At 73.9% G+C, this 14,069-nt stretch carries 9 protein-coding genes; 6 read left to right on the top strand and 3 right to left on the bottom strand.

All coding sequences use genetic code 11. From position 1 onward, the window contains the following. Positions 1 to 317: 317 nt before the first annotated feature. Together AB0K03_RS07095 and AB0K03_RS07090 are read left to right on the top strand one after the other, a co-directional pair. Complete coding sequence (locus tag AB0K03_RS07095) at positions 318 to 656, top strand: hypothetical protein (protein WP_364681620.1); 339 nt, start codon at positions 318 to 320, stop codon at positions 654 to 656. 64 nt (positions 657 to 720) lie between these two features. Continuing rightward, entirely contained in the window at positions 721 to 1,821 is a 1,101-nt protein-coding gene (locus AB0K03_RS07090) for a CaiB/BaiF CoA-transferase family protein (protein WP_364681619.1), read from the top strand. Positions 1,822 to 1,823: 2 nt separating this feature from the next. Here AB0K03_RS07090 and AB0K03_RS07085 read toward each other — a convergent pair whose 3' ends face one another. Further along, complete coding sequence (locus AB0K03_RS07085; RefSeq protein ID WP_364681617.1) at positions 1,824 to 2,396, bottom strand: cyclic nucleotide-binding domain-containing protein; 573 nt, start codon at positions 2,394 to 2,396, stop codon at positions 1,824 to 1,826. Between the two features lie 74 nt (positions 2,397 to 2,470). Between AB0K03_RS07085 and AB0K03_RS07080 the strand changes: the two genes are divergently transcribed. Next, positions 2,471 to 3,880: an NADP-dependent succinic semialdehyde dehydrogenase gene (locus AB0K03_RS07080; RefSeq protein ID WP_364681615.1), complete on the top strand. Its 1,410-nt coding sequence runs from the start codon at positions 2,471 to 2,473 to the stop codon at positions 3,878 to 3,880. A gap of 48 nt (positions 3,881 to 3,928) precedes the next feature. Here the strand turns inward: AB0K03_RS07080 and AB0K03_RS07075 are convergent, their stop codons facing one another. Next, the gene (locus AB0K03_RS07075) at positions 3,929 to 9,412 is read right to left on the bottom strand and encodes a carboxyl transferase domain-containing protein (RefSeq protein ID WP_364681613.1); all 5,484 of its coding nucleotides are present in this window, start codon (positions 9,410 to 9,412) and stop codon (positions 3,929 to 3,931) included. Positions 9,413 to 9,601: 189 nt separating this feature from the next. Further along, positions 9,602 to 9,976, bottom strand: a complete 375-nt coding sequence (locus AB0K03_RS07070; RefSeq protein ID WP_364681611.1) for a hypothetical protein — start codon at positions 9,974 to 9,976, stop codon at positions 9,602 to 9,604. Between the two features lie 185 nt (positions 9,977 to 10,161). On the opposite strand from AB0K03_RS07070, the gene AB0K03_RS07065 reads away from it, so the two are divergent. From AB0K03_RS07065 to AB0K03_RS07055, 3 genes are all read left to right on the top strand, one after another. Further along, positions 10,162 to 11,865, top strand: coding sequence for an alpha/beta hydrolase (locus AB0K03_RS07065; protein ID WP_364681609.1), 1,704 nt, complete (start codon positions 10,162 to 10,164; stop codon positions 11,863 to 11,865). Between the two features lie 251 nt (positions 11,866 to 12,116). Beyond that, positions 12,117 to 13,112 (top strand): hypothetical protein, encoded by a 996-nt coding sequence (locus AB0K03_RS07060; RefSeq protein WP_364681607.1) that lies wholly within the window; start codon positions 12,117 to 12,119, stop codon positions 13,110 to 13,112. Positions 13,113 to 13,243: 131 nt separating this feature from the next. Then, a complete protein-coding gene (locus AB0K03_RS07055) occupies positions 13,244 to 14,014 on the top strand; it encodes an AbfB domain-containing protein (protein WP_364681605.1) in 771 nt (256 codons plus the stop codon). Positions 14,015 to 14,069 lie beyond the last annotated feature (55 nt).

The following is a 14,069-nucleotide window of genomic DNA, read 5'->3' as shown; positions in this document are numbered from 1 at the left end:
AGCTTCGCGGGCCCCGTCCGGGCCGGGGACGATCCGGCCCGGAGCTTCGCGGGCCCCCTCCGAGCCGGGGACGATCCGACCCGGAGCTTCGCGGGCCCCCTCCGAGCCGGGGACGATCCGACCCGGAGCTTCGCGGGCCCCCTCCGAGCCGGGGACGATCCGGCCCGGAGCTTCGCGGGCCCCGTCCGGGCCGAACCGGGGACGATGCGAGAGACCCGGTTCACAGGTGGAGTCCCTCCTCTTCGGAGCGAACCTGCCGATGAGCTGTGTGGACACTCCACGAAGAGGTGGGGTCACTCAGCCCAAGGAGTCTCATCATGAGCACCCGGGTTCACAACGCCGAGCTTCTCGACACCCTCCTGCACGGCCGGATCGCCACTCTCGGCACCGAGATCCGCCGTACCCGAGCCTTCTCCCCTCTGAAGCTGCGCCTGCGCGCGGAGAAGGCCGGGCTGCTGGCCGTTCACGCCGGCGAGATCCCCGATCACGCCCTCCCCGCCGTGCGCGGCGCGGTCGCCCGCCGGCTGGCCTCCCTCACACAGTCGCTGCGGCGCGCCGAGAACCCGGACTTCAAGAAGCGGCTGCGGCAGGAACTGGCCGAGGTGAACGAGCTGGCCGGTGCGCTGGGCACGGACGTGTCGACGGTGCCCGCGTAACCGACCGCGCCGCGCCGGCGAACGGACCTTGCGGCCGTCCCGGGGCCGGGTGTGTGCTGGCGGTATGCCTCAGCGTGGCGGGCCACTGGCCGGTGTCCGGGTCGTCGAGCTGGCCGGCCTCGCGCCCGGGCCGTTCGGCTGCATGGTGCTGGCCGATCTCGGCGCCGACGTGGTGTGCGTGGACCGGCCGGGCGGGCCCGGGCTGCCGCAGTCGGCGGCGTTGCGGCGGGGCCGGCGGGTCGTGACCGTCGATCTGCGCTCGCCCGGCGGGGTCGCCGACGTGCTGCGGCTGGCCGGGCGGGCGGACGTCTTCGTGGAGGGTTTCCGGCCCGGCGTGGCCGAGCGGCTCGGCCTGGGCCCGCAGGAGTGCCGGGACCGCAACCCCCGCCTGGTGTACGCGCGGATGACCGGCTGGGGTCAGGACGGCCCGCTGGCCGGGCGGGCCGGGCACGACATCGGCTACATCGCGGTGGCGGGTGCGCTGGAGCCGCTGGGCCGGGCCGGGCAGGCGCCGCACGCGCCGATCAATCTCCTGGGCGACTTCGCCGGCGGCGGCATGCTGCTGGCCGTCGGGGTGCTGGCGGCGCTGCTGGAGCGGGAGCGCTCGGGGGTGGGGCAGGTCGTCGACGCCGCCATGGTGGACGGCTCGGCGCTGCTCACCACGTTCCTGCACGGGATGGCCGCCGAGGGCCGGTGGCCGGGACCGCGGGGCACGAACCTGCTGGACGGCGGCGCGCCGTTCTACGACACGTACGCCACCGCGGACGGCGGGTTCATGGCCGTCGGCGCGCTGGAGCCGCAGTTCTACGCCGCGCTGCTCGCCGGGCTGGGGCTCGACGGCGACCCGGAGCTGCCGGATCGGGACGACCCGGCCGGGTGGGACACCCTGCGGCGGCGGTTCGCCGAGCGGTTCGCGCAGCGTACGCGCGACGAGTGGAGCGAGGTCTTCGCCGGGGTGGACGCGTGCGTCACGCCCGTGCTGTCCCCGGCGGAGGCGCCCGGGCACCCGCACAACCGGGCGCGGGGCACGTTCGTCACGGTCGGCGACCAGGTGCAGCCGGCCCCCGCGCCGCGCTTCAGCCGTACGCCCGCCGCCGAGCCGGTGCCCGAGCGGGACGCCGGTGGCGTGGCCGCGGTGCTGCGGGAGTGGGAGGCGCCGCGATGAGGTCAGAGCTCGTCGTGGTGGTGCCCGAGCTGCCGCTGGCAGTCCTCCAGGCGGCGCCGGGCGGACTGCAGCCGCTCCCCCATGACCCTCAGGAACCGGCTGTTCAGCTCGTACCCGAAGGCGGGGTCCTGCTGGCAGAGGGCGCGCACCAGCGCGCCGTTGAAGGTGATCGCGTGGGTGGTGGTGACGGCGACCGCGCCGAAGTGCCAGCGGTACGGCGGGAACAGCCACGACCAGCCGAGCACCGAGCCGGACCGCAGCGTCTCGAGCACGAAGTTGTCGTAGCCGGGGACCTCGCTGTCGAGGTAGACGGAGCCGTCGGTGATCAGCCAGAACTGGTCGGCGGGGGTGCCCTGGCGGAAGATGCGGTTGCCGGCGTGGAACATGGTGCGGCTGGTCAGCGGGGTCAGACGGGCGAGCTGATGCTCGGTCAGCCCCTCGAGGAACGGCTGCTCGGCGAGCATGTCGGCGGTGACGAACACGACTTCCTCCTCGGGGGCGGGGATGACACCCTCAGACAACGCGACCCGGGGCCCGTCGTTCAGGGCCATGCGGCCGGGCGGACCGGGGTCCATGGGCCCGGGCCTCGCATAGGTATGGGCCACGCGGGTAGCTGAGCAGGCGAGGACGAGGAACTGAGGTGGGATCAATGCCGATCGCGACGACGAACCCGGCCACCGGCGAGGTGGTCAAGACGTTCGACGCGCTGCCGCCGGAGCAGATCGACGCGGCGATCGGCCGCTCGGTGGCCGGCTTCCGCGCGCTGCGGGACACGACCTTCGCCGAGCGGGCGGGCTGGATGCGCGCCGCCGCCGGCCTGCTGGAGGCCGAGCAGGACGACGTCGGGGCGCTGATGACCCTGGAGATGGGCAAGACGTACGCGGCGGCCAAGGCCGAGGTCGTCAAGTGCGCCAAGGCGTGCCGGTTCTACGCCGACCACGCCGAGACGTTCCTGGCCGACGAGCCGGCCGACGCCGAGGCGGTGGGCGCGGTCCGCGCGTACGCCCGTTATCAGCCGCTGGGCCCGGTGCTGGCCGTAATGCCGTGGAACTTCCCGCTGTGGCAGGCGATGCGCTTCGCCGCCCCGGCGCTCATGGCCGGCAACACGGGTCTGCTCAAGCACGCCTCGAACGTGCCGCAGACCGCGCTGTACCTGGGCGAGCTGTTCACCCGGGCGGGCTTCCCGGCCGGCGCGTTCCAGACGCTGCTGGTCGGTTCGGACGCGGTCGAGGCGATCCTCAGCGATCCCCGGGTGCGCGCCGCCACGCTGACCGGCAGCGAGAACGCGGGCCGCTCCATCGCCGGGATCGCCGGGCGGGAGCTCAAGAAGACCGTCCTCGAGCTGGGCGGCAGCGACCCGTTCCTGGTGCTGCCGAGCGCCGACCTGGACCGCGCCGCCGAGGTGGCCACCACCTCCCGCTGCCAGAACAACGGCCAGTCGTGCATCGCGGCGAAGCGGTTCATCGTGCACACCGACGTCTACGACCGGTTCGTCGACAAGTTCGTCGCCCGGATGTCCGCGCTGACCGTCGGCGACCCGATGGCGGACGGCACCGACGTCGGGCCGCTCGCCACCGAGCAGGGCCGCGCCGACGTCGAGGAGCAGGTGGCCGACGCCCGCGCCAAGGGCGCCACCGTGCGCTGCGGCGGCACCCGCGGCGACGGGGCCGGCTGGTGGTACCCGCCGACCGTGGTCACCGACCTCACCCCGGACATGCGGATGTACGCCGAGGAGGTCTTCGGCCCGGTCGCCGGCGTGTACCGGGCCGCGTCGCTGGACGAGGCGCTCGAGCTGGCCAACAGCACGTCGTACGGGCTGGGCGCCAACGCGTGGACCAGCGACCCGCAGGAGCAGGAGCGGGTGATCGCCGGGCTGGACTCCGGCGCGGTGTTCGTCAACGGGATGACGACCTCGTACCCACAGCTGCCGTTCGGCGGGGTGAAGAACTCCGGGTACGGCCGCGAGCTGTCGGCCGCGGGCATCCGGGAATTCTGCAACCTGAAGACGGTGTGGGTGGGCGAGAGCGGCGGCGCCGACGTGGATTCCGCCACCGAGTGAGTGAGCCGGCCGTGCCCGGAGGGTCTCCCCCGGGCACAGCCGCACGTCTCAGCCCTGCAGGCCGCGCTCGATGGCCTCGATGATGCTCGGCCGCAGCTGCGCGGTGCTGATGATCGCGTCCACCGAGCCGACCTCGACGGCCCGCTCGATGCTGTGCACCCGGTCGAACTCCGCGGCGACCTCGCCCAGCTTCTCGGCCCGCACCTGAGACTGGACCTCGGCGAGGCGGGCGTTGAGCGCCGACCGTTCGGCGCCGCTGGCCCCCGCGATCTGCGCCTGCAGCTCGGTGACCCGCGGGTCGGTCGCGGTGCGGTTGTTCACCTCGCCGGAGAAGACCACCGCCGCCGCCGGCGCGCCGCCGAGCACGGAGGCGAACGAGCCCTCCAGCGCCAGCACGGTCATGGCCGGGTTGAGCGCCTTGGAGAACACCACGAACGCGCCGCCGTGGTAGCGCGAGATCACGCAGAACACGATCGGGCCGCGGAAGTTGACGATCGCGCGGCCGATCTCGGCGCCGTACTCCAGCTGCAGCTTGCGCATCGACTCGGGTGAGCCGTCGAAACCGGACAGGTTCGCCAGCACGACCAGCGGGCGGTTGCCGGACGCGGCGTTGATGGCCCGCGCGGTCTTCTTCGACGAGCGCGGGAACAGCGTGCCCGCGGTGTACGTGTCGGGTCCGTCGGTGGGCGGGAACCCGCGCCGCGGCACGGGCTTCGACTCGATGCCGATGAGGCACACCGGTCGCCCGCCGATGTGCACGTCCTGCACCACGGAGGTGTCCGCGTCGGCCATGCCGGCCCAGCGTTCCAGCACCGGGTGGTCCTGGTCGGACAGGGCGCGCATCACCGTACGGATGTCGAACGGCTTCTTGCGGTCCGGGTTGTGCTCGGCCGAGAAGATCTGCCCGACCGTGGCGAAGTCGCTGCCGGCCACGGTGTGCGGGAAGCTCGACACGTCCCGGTCGGCCGGGTCGGTCGTGGCGGCCTTGCGGGGCGCCGTCTCGCCCGGGACGACGTACGTGTGGTCGTAGTGCGCCATCAGCACGTCGCGGGCCGAGGGCAGGTCGGGCGCCCAGTACTGGGCCTGGCCGTTGGGTCCCATCACGCGGTCGTAGCCGCCGATGCCGAAGTTGTCCTCGGCCGACACGCCGCCGGAGAAGTCCAGCGACTGCTTGCCGGTGAGCACCATGGCCGAGTCGGGGGTCATGACGAGGATGCCCTTGGTGTGCATGAGCATCGTCGCCTCGGCGTTCCAGTACGGCTGGGCGCCGACCGTGATCCCCGCGACCACGATGTTGATCTCGCCGCCGGCCTGGGTGAACGTGACGATGCGCTTGAGCGCCGCCGCCACCCAGTCCATGTTCTCCGTGCCGGACGACATGGAGATCCGCGCGCCGGCCGACAGCGCGAACCATTCCAGCGGCACCCGCATCCGCTCGGCCAGGTCGAGCGCGGCGATCACCCGGGAGCACTCCGGCTCCGACAGCGCACCGAGCGCCTTGGTGGGGTCGCCGAGCAGCACGACCCGCGTGACGCCCTCGGGGTGCCGTTCGGTCGGGGTCGTGACGACCCCGGCGACGATCGCCGCGGAGTTGCGGCCCTTCGGGCGGTCCACCGGCACGAGCGCGCCGGTCTCGTCGAGGTCGTGCTCGACGAAGCGGCCGCCGGCGCCGGCGAGGATGTCGGTCAGCTCATACGGGTACACGGTGCCGCGGCGGGCCGCGCGCAGCACCTTCTGGCGGTAGTCGTCCAGCGGCTGGATCGGCTCGGTGGACGGCTCGCCGATGTGCAGGCGTACGCGGTGCCCCGGGTCCATGCTGATCCGGACGGCGACCTCGGTGAGCTCCCCGCCGTTGACGCGCTGGCGGGCCACGAACTGGACCTCCTCGAGCCCGGCCCCCGCGGTGGTCGGCAGGATCCGGTCCACCACGGTGCTGAGCTCGTCGGTGCTGAGCTCGGTGGCCGGCCACACGTACATGAGGATGCGGTTGGTGTCGAACCGCTTGTTGTGCGGCCGCTGCGCCTGGATGTTGCGGATCGCGTCCAGGCCGGCGGTGATCGCGTTCTCGACCGCGGGCAGCGCGACGAGCCGGCCGTCGGCCTCGCGCAGCGGGGTCAGGTCGCGGACCTGGCCCAGGGCGACGAGCCGCTCGTCGGCCGGGTTGTCCCGGGCGACCGCCTTGAACAGGTAGATCTCCTCGTCGGGCGACGGGAGCCGGGTGAGCTCGAAGTCGCGCAGGCGGTGCAGCTGCAGGCGCTGGGCGATCTCGGGGTGCAGGCCGCGGATCAGCCGGTCCTCGGCGATGCCGTTCTCGCCGGGGCGGAACGTGAAGTGGTGGTGCATGACCGCGCCGCTGGTGCCGGCCACGGTGGTGGTGATCCGGCGGACCGCGGCGGGCAGCGGGTGCTCGGCGAGCATCCGGCCGAGCCGGTCGGCCATCTCCTCGGCGTCGGGCTGCCCGGCCCAGGTGACGTAGAGATCGGCGACCAGGCCCTTCTCGGGGACGCCCTCGGCGAGGGTCGCGAGCGCGCCGATCGCGGCGGGCAGCGCGCCGATGTCGACGGCGGTCGTCACCACGCGGGTCGTGCGCTCCGCGCCGGTGTGCTCGGCGGTGACGAAGCGGCAGCCCCCCGCCTCGCGCACGGTGATGTCCGAGAGCCGGCGGTTGCCGTAGTAGCGGCGGGTCAGCACCTCCAGCAGCGGCGCGTGGTCGCGGCCGGGCCGCCCGATCCGCTGGCCGATGAGCCGGACCAGCGGCTCCGCGCTGTTCACCATCGCCCGGATGCGCTGCGCGCGGTCCGGCGCGCCGGGGTTCTGGTCGAGGTGGCTCAGGTGGCTGCGCACGTCGGCGTACACCTCGGCGCGGTTGCGGCGCAGCAGCGGCTGCGCGAACCAGCGGAAGACCAGGCCCCGGGCCAGGTCGGAGACCGCCGGGAAGCGCACCTGGGTGGCCTCGATGAGGTGCTCGAGCACGAGCCCGGCCCGCTCCTTGAGCTCACCCACCGGCGCGGAGCCCGCGAGCCACTGCCGCAGCACCTCGGACACCACGGCGACGTCCGTGGACATCCGCTGCTGGGCGAGGAAGAGCCGGAAGACCGCCGCCTCGAGCTGCGGCGTACGGTCCAGGTCGGACACGCCGTAGTGGGCCAGCACGCGCCGCAGCCGGGCCTGGAAGTCGGCGCTCACGCCGGCCCGCTCGACGTCGAGGCTCTGCAGGTAGCTGTGGAGGAACTCGCGCGGGCTGTGCACCGGGTTGCCCGGCTCGACGTCGAGCTCCCCGCCGGGCTTGTTACGGCTGAGCTCGCACAGGTCCGCGAACACCGTCAGCAGGTCCAGCTCGCCGGGCTGGGGCCGGTCCCCGGCCTGCCCGCGAACGGCCAGGTAGCCGGCCAGCAGGCGCCGCGGGTCGTCCGGGTCGCCGTCGAAGCCCAGCAGCAGCGCGCGCAGGTCCTGCAGCCCGCGCTCCACCAGGTCGGCGGCGGAGACGCCGGCCGGCTCGTCCGGCAGGTCGATCTCGACGGTACGGGTGTCCTCGGGCGTCTCCTCGGCGGCGCCGTCGGCCAGCGGCTCGAGGCGCATCAGGGCCGCGCCCGTCTCCACCTGACTGCCCACCGACACGGGACACTCGCGGACCCGGGCCCGGAACGGCGCGCGCAGCACCGTCTCCATCTTCATGCTCTCCAGCACCAGGATCGGCGCGCCGGACTCGACCTCGGCGCCGACGGCCACCGGGGTGGCGACCACGAGCGCCGGGGCGGGCGAGCGCACGACGCCGCCCTCGTCGCGGCTGATCCGGTGCGCCACCCCGTCGACCTCGACCAGGTGGATCGGGCCGTACGACGCGGTCACCAGCCGGTAGCGGTGGCCGTTGACCACGATGCGGCCGCTGCGCGAGTCGAACCGCTCCAGCTCGATGTCCGCCGTACGCGTGTCGGCTCCGGAGGAGACGCTGACCCGGAAGCGCGCCGGTCCCACGCGGGCGGCCCGGACGCGGTAGCCGACCCCGCGCAGCTTGAGGTCCAGCGGCCGGCCGCTGTCGTGCCGGGCCTGCGGGCGTCCGCCGTGCGCGGTGGACAGCAGCCGCCCGCGGCTGACCTCCTCCTCGTCCTCGTACGCCTCGATCGCGGCCGCGGCCAGGGCGATCGCGGAGTGCCGGTGCCCGACGAGGCGGCCCTCGGCGCGGACCCGGTCGATCCAGCCGGTGTCGGCGCTGCCGTCGATCACCTCGGGCTGATCGAGCAGGTCGAGCACGAAGCTCTTGTTGGTGGTGCCGCCGTCGATGATGACGGTGGTCTCGGCCATCGCCCGGCGCAGCCGGCCGAGTGCCTGCTCACGGTCCCGGCCGTACGCGATGATCTTGGCGATCATGGAGTCGAAGTCGGCGGGGATGGTGTCGCCCTCGCTGACGCCGGTGTCCACCCGGATGCCGGGGCCGGCGGGCAGCACCAGCCGGGTGATGTGCCCGGGCGCCGGGGCGAAGTCGCGGTCCGGATCCTCGGCGTTCAGCCGCGCCTCGACGGCGTGACCGGCCTCGACCGGCGGCTCCCCCTCGAGACGGCCGCCGCCGGCGACGTGCAGCTGCAGCCGGACCAGGTCGGTGCCGGTGGTGATCTCGGTGATCGGGTGCTCGACCTGCAGCCGCGTGTTGACCTCGAGGAACGCGAACAGCTTGTCGCCCGGGTGGTAGAGGAACTCGACGGTGCAGGCGCCGCGGTAGCCGACGGCCACGGCGAGCCGTTCGGCCGCCGCCTTCAGCTCCGCGACCTGGCCGGGGGCGAGCACCGGCGACGCCGACTCCTCGATGATCTTCTGGTTGCGCCGCTGCACCGAGCAGTCGCGCACGCCCAGCGCCCACGCGGTGCCCTGGCCGTCGGCGATCACCTGAACCTCGACGTGCCGGGCGCCGGTGACCAGGCGCTCGAGGAAGACCACGCCGGAGCCGAACGCGCGCAGGGCTTCCTGGCTGGTGCGCTCGTACGCCTCGGCGAGGTCCGCGCCCGAGGCCACCATGCGGATGCCGCGGCCGCCGCCGCCCGCGGTGGCCTTGAGCATGAGCGGGTAGCCGATCTCGTCACCGGCCTTCAGCGCCGCCTCGAGCGTCGCGACCTCGCCGCGGCTCCAGGGCGCGACCGGGACGCCGACCTCCTCCGCGATGAGCTTCGCGCCGATCTTGTCGCCGAGCCGGCGCATGGCCTCGGCGCTCGGTCCGACGAAGGTGACGCCGATCTTGTCGCACAGCTCGGCGAAGGCGGGGTCCTCGGCGACGAAGCCCCAACCCACCCAGGCGGCGTCGGCGCCGGTCTCCACCAGCGCGCGCTCCAGCACGGCCAGGTCGAGGTACGGCCGCGCCGAGGCGGGACCCAGCGGGTATGCGATGTCCGCCTCGCGCACGAAGGTGGCCGTACGGTCGGCGTCGGTGTAGAGCGCGACCGTCTCGATCCGCTTGCCCGTTTCCGCCGAGAGGTCCCGGACTGCGTGGATGAGCCGCATCGCGGCCTCTCCACGGTTGACGATCGCCACGCGACTGAACACCGGCCGAGCCTCCCAGGACATGTCGACGTCAGGCGCCGCCCGATCGGAGCGTCGCCTGTCTCCACCCTCTACCTTGCTGGATGAGACCCCGTCACACCGATGTCCGGCGCCACCATGCCCCGGGTCGCCCCGTTGTAGGTTTCCTACAAACGCGATTGGCCGAAGCCTACGGCCGGACGTCGCCTCGAGTCAGCGGAGACCGGCCACGACCAGCCCTTCGGCGGCGACGCGGGCCACCGCGGCGTCCCACCAGTAGGCGGTGCCGTTGACGTAGAGGCACGGCGCCTGCGCGGTGAGGTCGTCGCGCAGCCGGGCGACGTCGACGCCCGGCAGGAGCAGCCGCAGCCGGCTGCCGTCGGTGAACGGCAGATCCCAGCCGAACCGGCCGTCGCGGTCCGCCGCCGGGTCGCGCGCCGGCTCGCCCGTCAGGTCGCTGACGCGGACGGCGGGAGGGCCGCCCATGCCGGCGACGCGGGTCCGTACGGCGTCCAGGAACACCGTCAGGTTCGCGGCGGCCGTCTGCTCGTCGGCGTCCTCGACGGGGGCCGTACCCGGGTTGATCATGGCGGCACGGTAGGCCCGCACGGCCGCCACGCGGGCCGGAAGCGGGCAAATGCTGACCGCTCGGGTGATATACGCCAGACTCATATATGAATACTTTTCAGGCTCCCATGTCCGGCGGCGGGTGACAGCCCGGCCGCAGAAGCCAGGAGGAACCGGTGTCGCTGAGCTCTCGTACGACAGGAGCGGTGACCGCGGCACTGATGGTCGCCGCCTCCCTGGTCATGCCCACCGCGGGACACGCGGCCCCCGCTTCTGATCAGACCAGCGCGCTGGAGGCGCAGCGCGTCGACAGCGTGCCGGCTCCGGACTTGGCCTGGTTCACCTGCTACGGCACCGCGCAATGCGCCACCGCGCAGCTGCCGCTGGACTACGACGAGCCGCAGGGCGAGACGGTGCGGATCGCCGTGGTCCGGGTGAAGGCCCGCAAACCGGCGAGCCGCATCGGCAGCCTCTTCCTCAACCCGGGCGGCCCCGGCGGCTCCGGCACCGACATGGCGCTGGCCGCGTCCGGCTTCCTGAGCGACGCGGTGCTCGACCGCTTCGACATCGTCGGGTTCGACCCCCGCGGCGTCGGGTCCAGCGACGCGCTCAAGTGCTTCCCCACCACCCGCGACCAGAGCGTCGCCCTGGCCCGCATGAACGTCTTCTTCCCGTACGGGGCCAAGGAGGAGAGCGGCTACATCAGGTCCGCCCAGGCCCTCGGCCGCGGCTGCTCGGGCACCGGCGCGGCCCTGGCCGGGGCGATGTCCACCGCCGAGGCCGCCCGGGACATGGACGTGCTGCGGCGCACCCTCGGCGACGCCAAGCTGACGTACCTGGGGTTCAGCTACGGCACCGCCCTCGGCCAGTACTACGCCAACATGTTTCCCGACCGCGTCCGAGCCCTCGCGCTCGACGGTGTCATCGATCCGGTGTCCTGGGTGGGCACCGACACGACGGGCGGGCAGCTCCAGGACGACCGGCTGCGGTCCGCGGACGGGGCGTACCGGGCGCTGACGAAGCTGCTCGAACGCTGCGACCGGGCCGGGGTCAAGCGGTGCGAGCTGGCCAAGGGTGACCCCGCCAAGCGGTTCGCCGCGGTCGCGCGCAAGCTGCGCGCCAAGCCGCTGGTGCTCGGCAAGGACCCGGTCAACGGGACCGTGCGCCTCACGTACGCGCTGTTCATCGGCCTGACGCTCAGCGCGCTCTACACCCCGATGGCCGGGGACATGGTCACGCAGATGACGGCCGAGGTCGAGACGATGCAGGCCGGCTCGGCCGCGAAGGCACGGCTGCGCGCCGCGGCCGGTACGGCGCTGCTGGACCGCGTCACGCAGCTGCGGACGCCGGCGCGGGACTTCCCGTACGACAACTCGCTCGAGGCGTTCGCCGGGGTGATGTGCACCGACGGGAGGCACCCCGCCGACGCGACCCGGTGGCCGGCGCTGACCGCGGCGGCGGACCGGCGGGCGCCGTACTTCGGCCGGGCGTGGGGCTGGAGCAGCGCCCCCTGCGCCGGCCAGACGTGGACCGCGCAGGACGAGGACGCCTACCTGGGCCCGTTCGACCGGCGTACCAGCGCGCCCGTGCTGTTCGTCGGCAACTACTGGGACCCGGCCACCAACTACCGGGAAGCCGTCTCGGCGTCGAAGCTGCTGCCGAACAGCCGGCTGCTGACCAGCGACAACTGGGGGCACACCGCGTACGGCACGTCCACCTGCGTGAACCGGGCCGTGGACGCGTACCTGCTGCGCGGCGCCCTGCCCCGCGCGGGCACCCTGTGCCGCTCGCCGATGCAACCCTTCACCGGCGACAACGGCATGTTCTTCGGCCGGAACGCCGCCGCGGCGGACGCGGGCAAGCAGCTGCCTCCGATCGCCGGACCCCTCGGGGCCGGCCCGCGTCTCTAGGCCGCGATCGTTCACGGACATCGGCGGCTGCGGGGTCGATCCCGGAGGCGTGACTGAGAAAGATCACATCGGCGCGTCCGGCGGCCTCGGATCCCGGTCGGCCACCGGCCGCCACCGGCGGAGGAACCCGGACCGGCCGTTGATCCGTTGATCCCCGCGATCACGTATGGACAGAGGAGCACGCTCGCAGGCTCCGGACGTCCGTGCCGGGGCACGACGCCTCATGCCGCCGCCACGCCAGGAGGAAGCCGATGCCCGACGTCGACCCGTACGGTGATCATCCTCCGGCGCCGGCCGGCTGGCCGAAGGTGTCGGACTACTGGCCCGACCTGCCGCACCGCATCGCCCCGGCCGCGGACTTCTACAGTGGCGACGCCTCCGTCGCGGCGACGGCTCCCGCGGCCGGAGCCGGCACGGCGGAGATTCCGGCCGGGCCCCGGACCGTCGCGGCACCGCCGTCGCGGCCCCGCCGGCGCCGGGCCGTCCCCGCGATCGTGGCCCTCGTCCTCGTGGTGGGCGCGGCCGTGTACGCCGGCTCCCGGTGGCACCGGCAGACGTCCGGCCAGGCGGCCGGCCGGCCGGTGCCGGTGCCGGTGCCGACCTCGGCCGGCCCGGCGCCGCGCTTCGCCGAGCCCGTCGTCCTCACCGGCCCGAACCAGAACGTGCGGGAGGCGAGCTTCCATCTGACCGGCGACGCCGCCACGGTGGTCGTGCGGACCGCGGACCTCGACGACACCCTGTACCGCATCAGCGCGGCCGCCGACAGCGCCGTCCTCCCCTCCGCCACGCTGGGCGCCGGCACGGTCCGCGCGACGCTTCGCGACAGCGGCCGGCGCGGCGAGGCCACCGTCACGGTGACCCTCGCGGAGGGCGTGCGGTGGTTCCTCGACATCGGCAGCGACCTGCGGCTGGGCGACATCGACGTCTCCGGCGGGGAGGTCACCCGGGTCCTGCTCGCCGGCGACGCCGCGGACATGCAGCTCGTCCTCCCGCAACCGGCCGGCACCCTGCCCGTCCGGGTCTCCGGCGGGATCAACCGGCTGCGGATCACCGTGCCCGGCGAGGCGCCGGTGCGCATCCGGGCGCGCCGCGGCGCCGGAAAGGCCACCCTGGACGGCCGGACCGTGGCCGGGGTGGCCCGCAACACCTCGTTCGAGTCGCCGCGCTGGCGCCAGGGCGGCCCCGGCATCGACGTGGACGCCGTGCACGGCCTCGGGGCGGTCACGGTGCACCGCGACCGGCCATGATCGCCGGGCTCTGATCAGTAACAGCCAGCGGCGGGCGAATCACCCCTTGCTTTCCGGCCGCGCGGCCCCGAGTATGACGGGGCCCGTTCCGGCACGCCCCCGCTGACCACCGTCGGAGAGATGGCCCCACCATGCCCGCAGAGCCGCACCCGGCCGACTCCCGCACGAACGATCCCCGCGGCAGAGCGCTGCTCCTCGGCTCGCTCGCCGCCACCGGCCTGCTGATGGTCCTGGCCGCGTACGTGGTGCTCAAGGACGAGGGGGCCGCGCCGATGACCCCGCAGCCGCCGATCGCCTTCTCGTTTGAGCCGCTGCCGTCGGCGATCGAGCTGCAGTCGGCTGCCCCGCAGCCCGGCACGGGCCCGGACCGGGCGGCCGGGCCGCCCTCCCGGCACACCCCCGCCGGCCGGACCTTCTCCCCCGTCGCCGAGCGCACCACCGCACCGCCCCGGACCGCGGCCCCGGTCGCCGATCTGACGGTCGGCAGCACGGTCGGCCTCGAGCTCGCCGGCCGCAAGGGAGTCCGCGTACGGCACCGCAACTTCGTGGGCCGCGCCGACCCCATCACCGCAGCCGGCAGTGCCACGGACAAATTGGACGCGACGTTCACCGTCCGCGCCGGACTGGCCGGGCGGGGCTGTGTCTCCCTCGAGTCGGTCAACTACCCCGGCCGTTTCCTGCGCCACCGCGACTTCGTCATCCGCCTCGACACCCGGCAGGACACGCCGCTGTACGCCGCCGACGCGACGTTCTGCGCGGTCCCGCGGGGCGGCGGGCGCACCATCTCGCTGCGGGGCTGGAACTACCCGGACCACTTCGTGAACGAGGAGCGGTCGGCGCTCGTGCTCACGGCCCGTCGGCCGGCCGACGCGACCGCGTACGTCGTCCGGGCGCCGCTGTGACCGCGTACGTCGTCCGGCCGCCGCTGTGACCGCCCTCGTCGGGACGAGATGAGCG

The organism is Actinoplanes sp. NPDC049316 (genome assembly GCF_040677315.1).
In the GTDB taxonomy this organism is placed as follows: Bacteria; Actinomycetota; Actinomycetes; order Mycobacteriales; family Micromonosporaceae; genus Actinoplanes.
The sequence above is the reverse complement of the archived record's forward strand: the minus strand, read 5'-3'. Positions and strand labels throughout refer to the sequence as shown.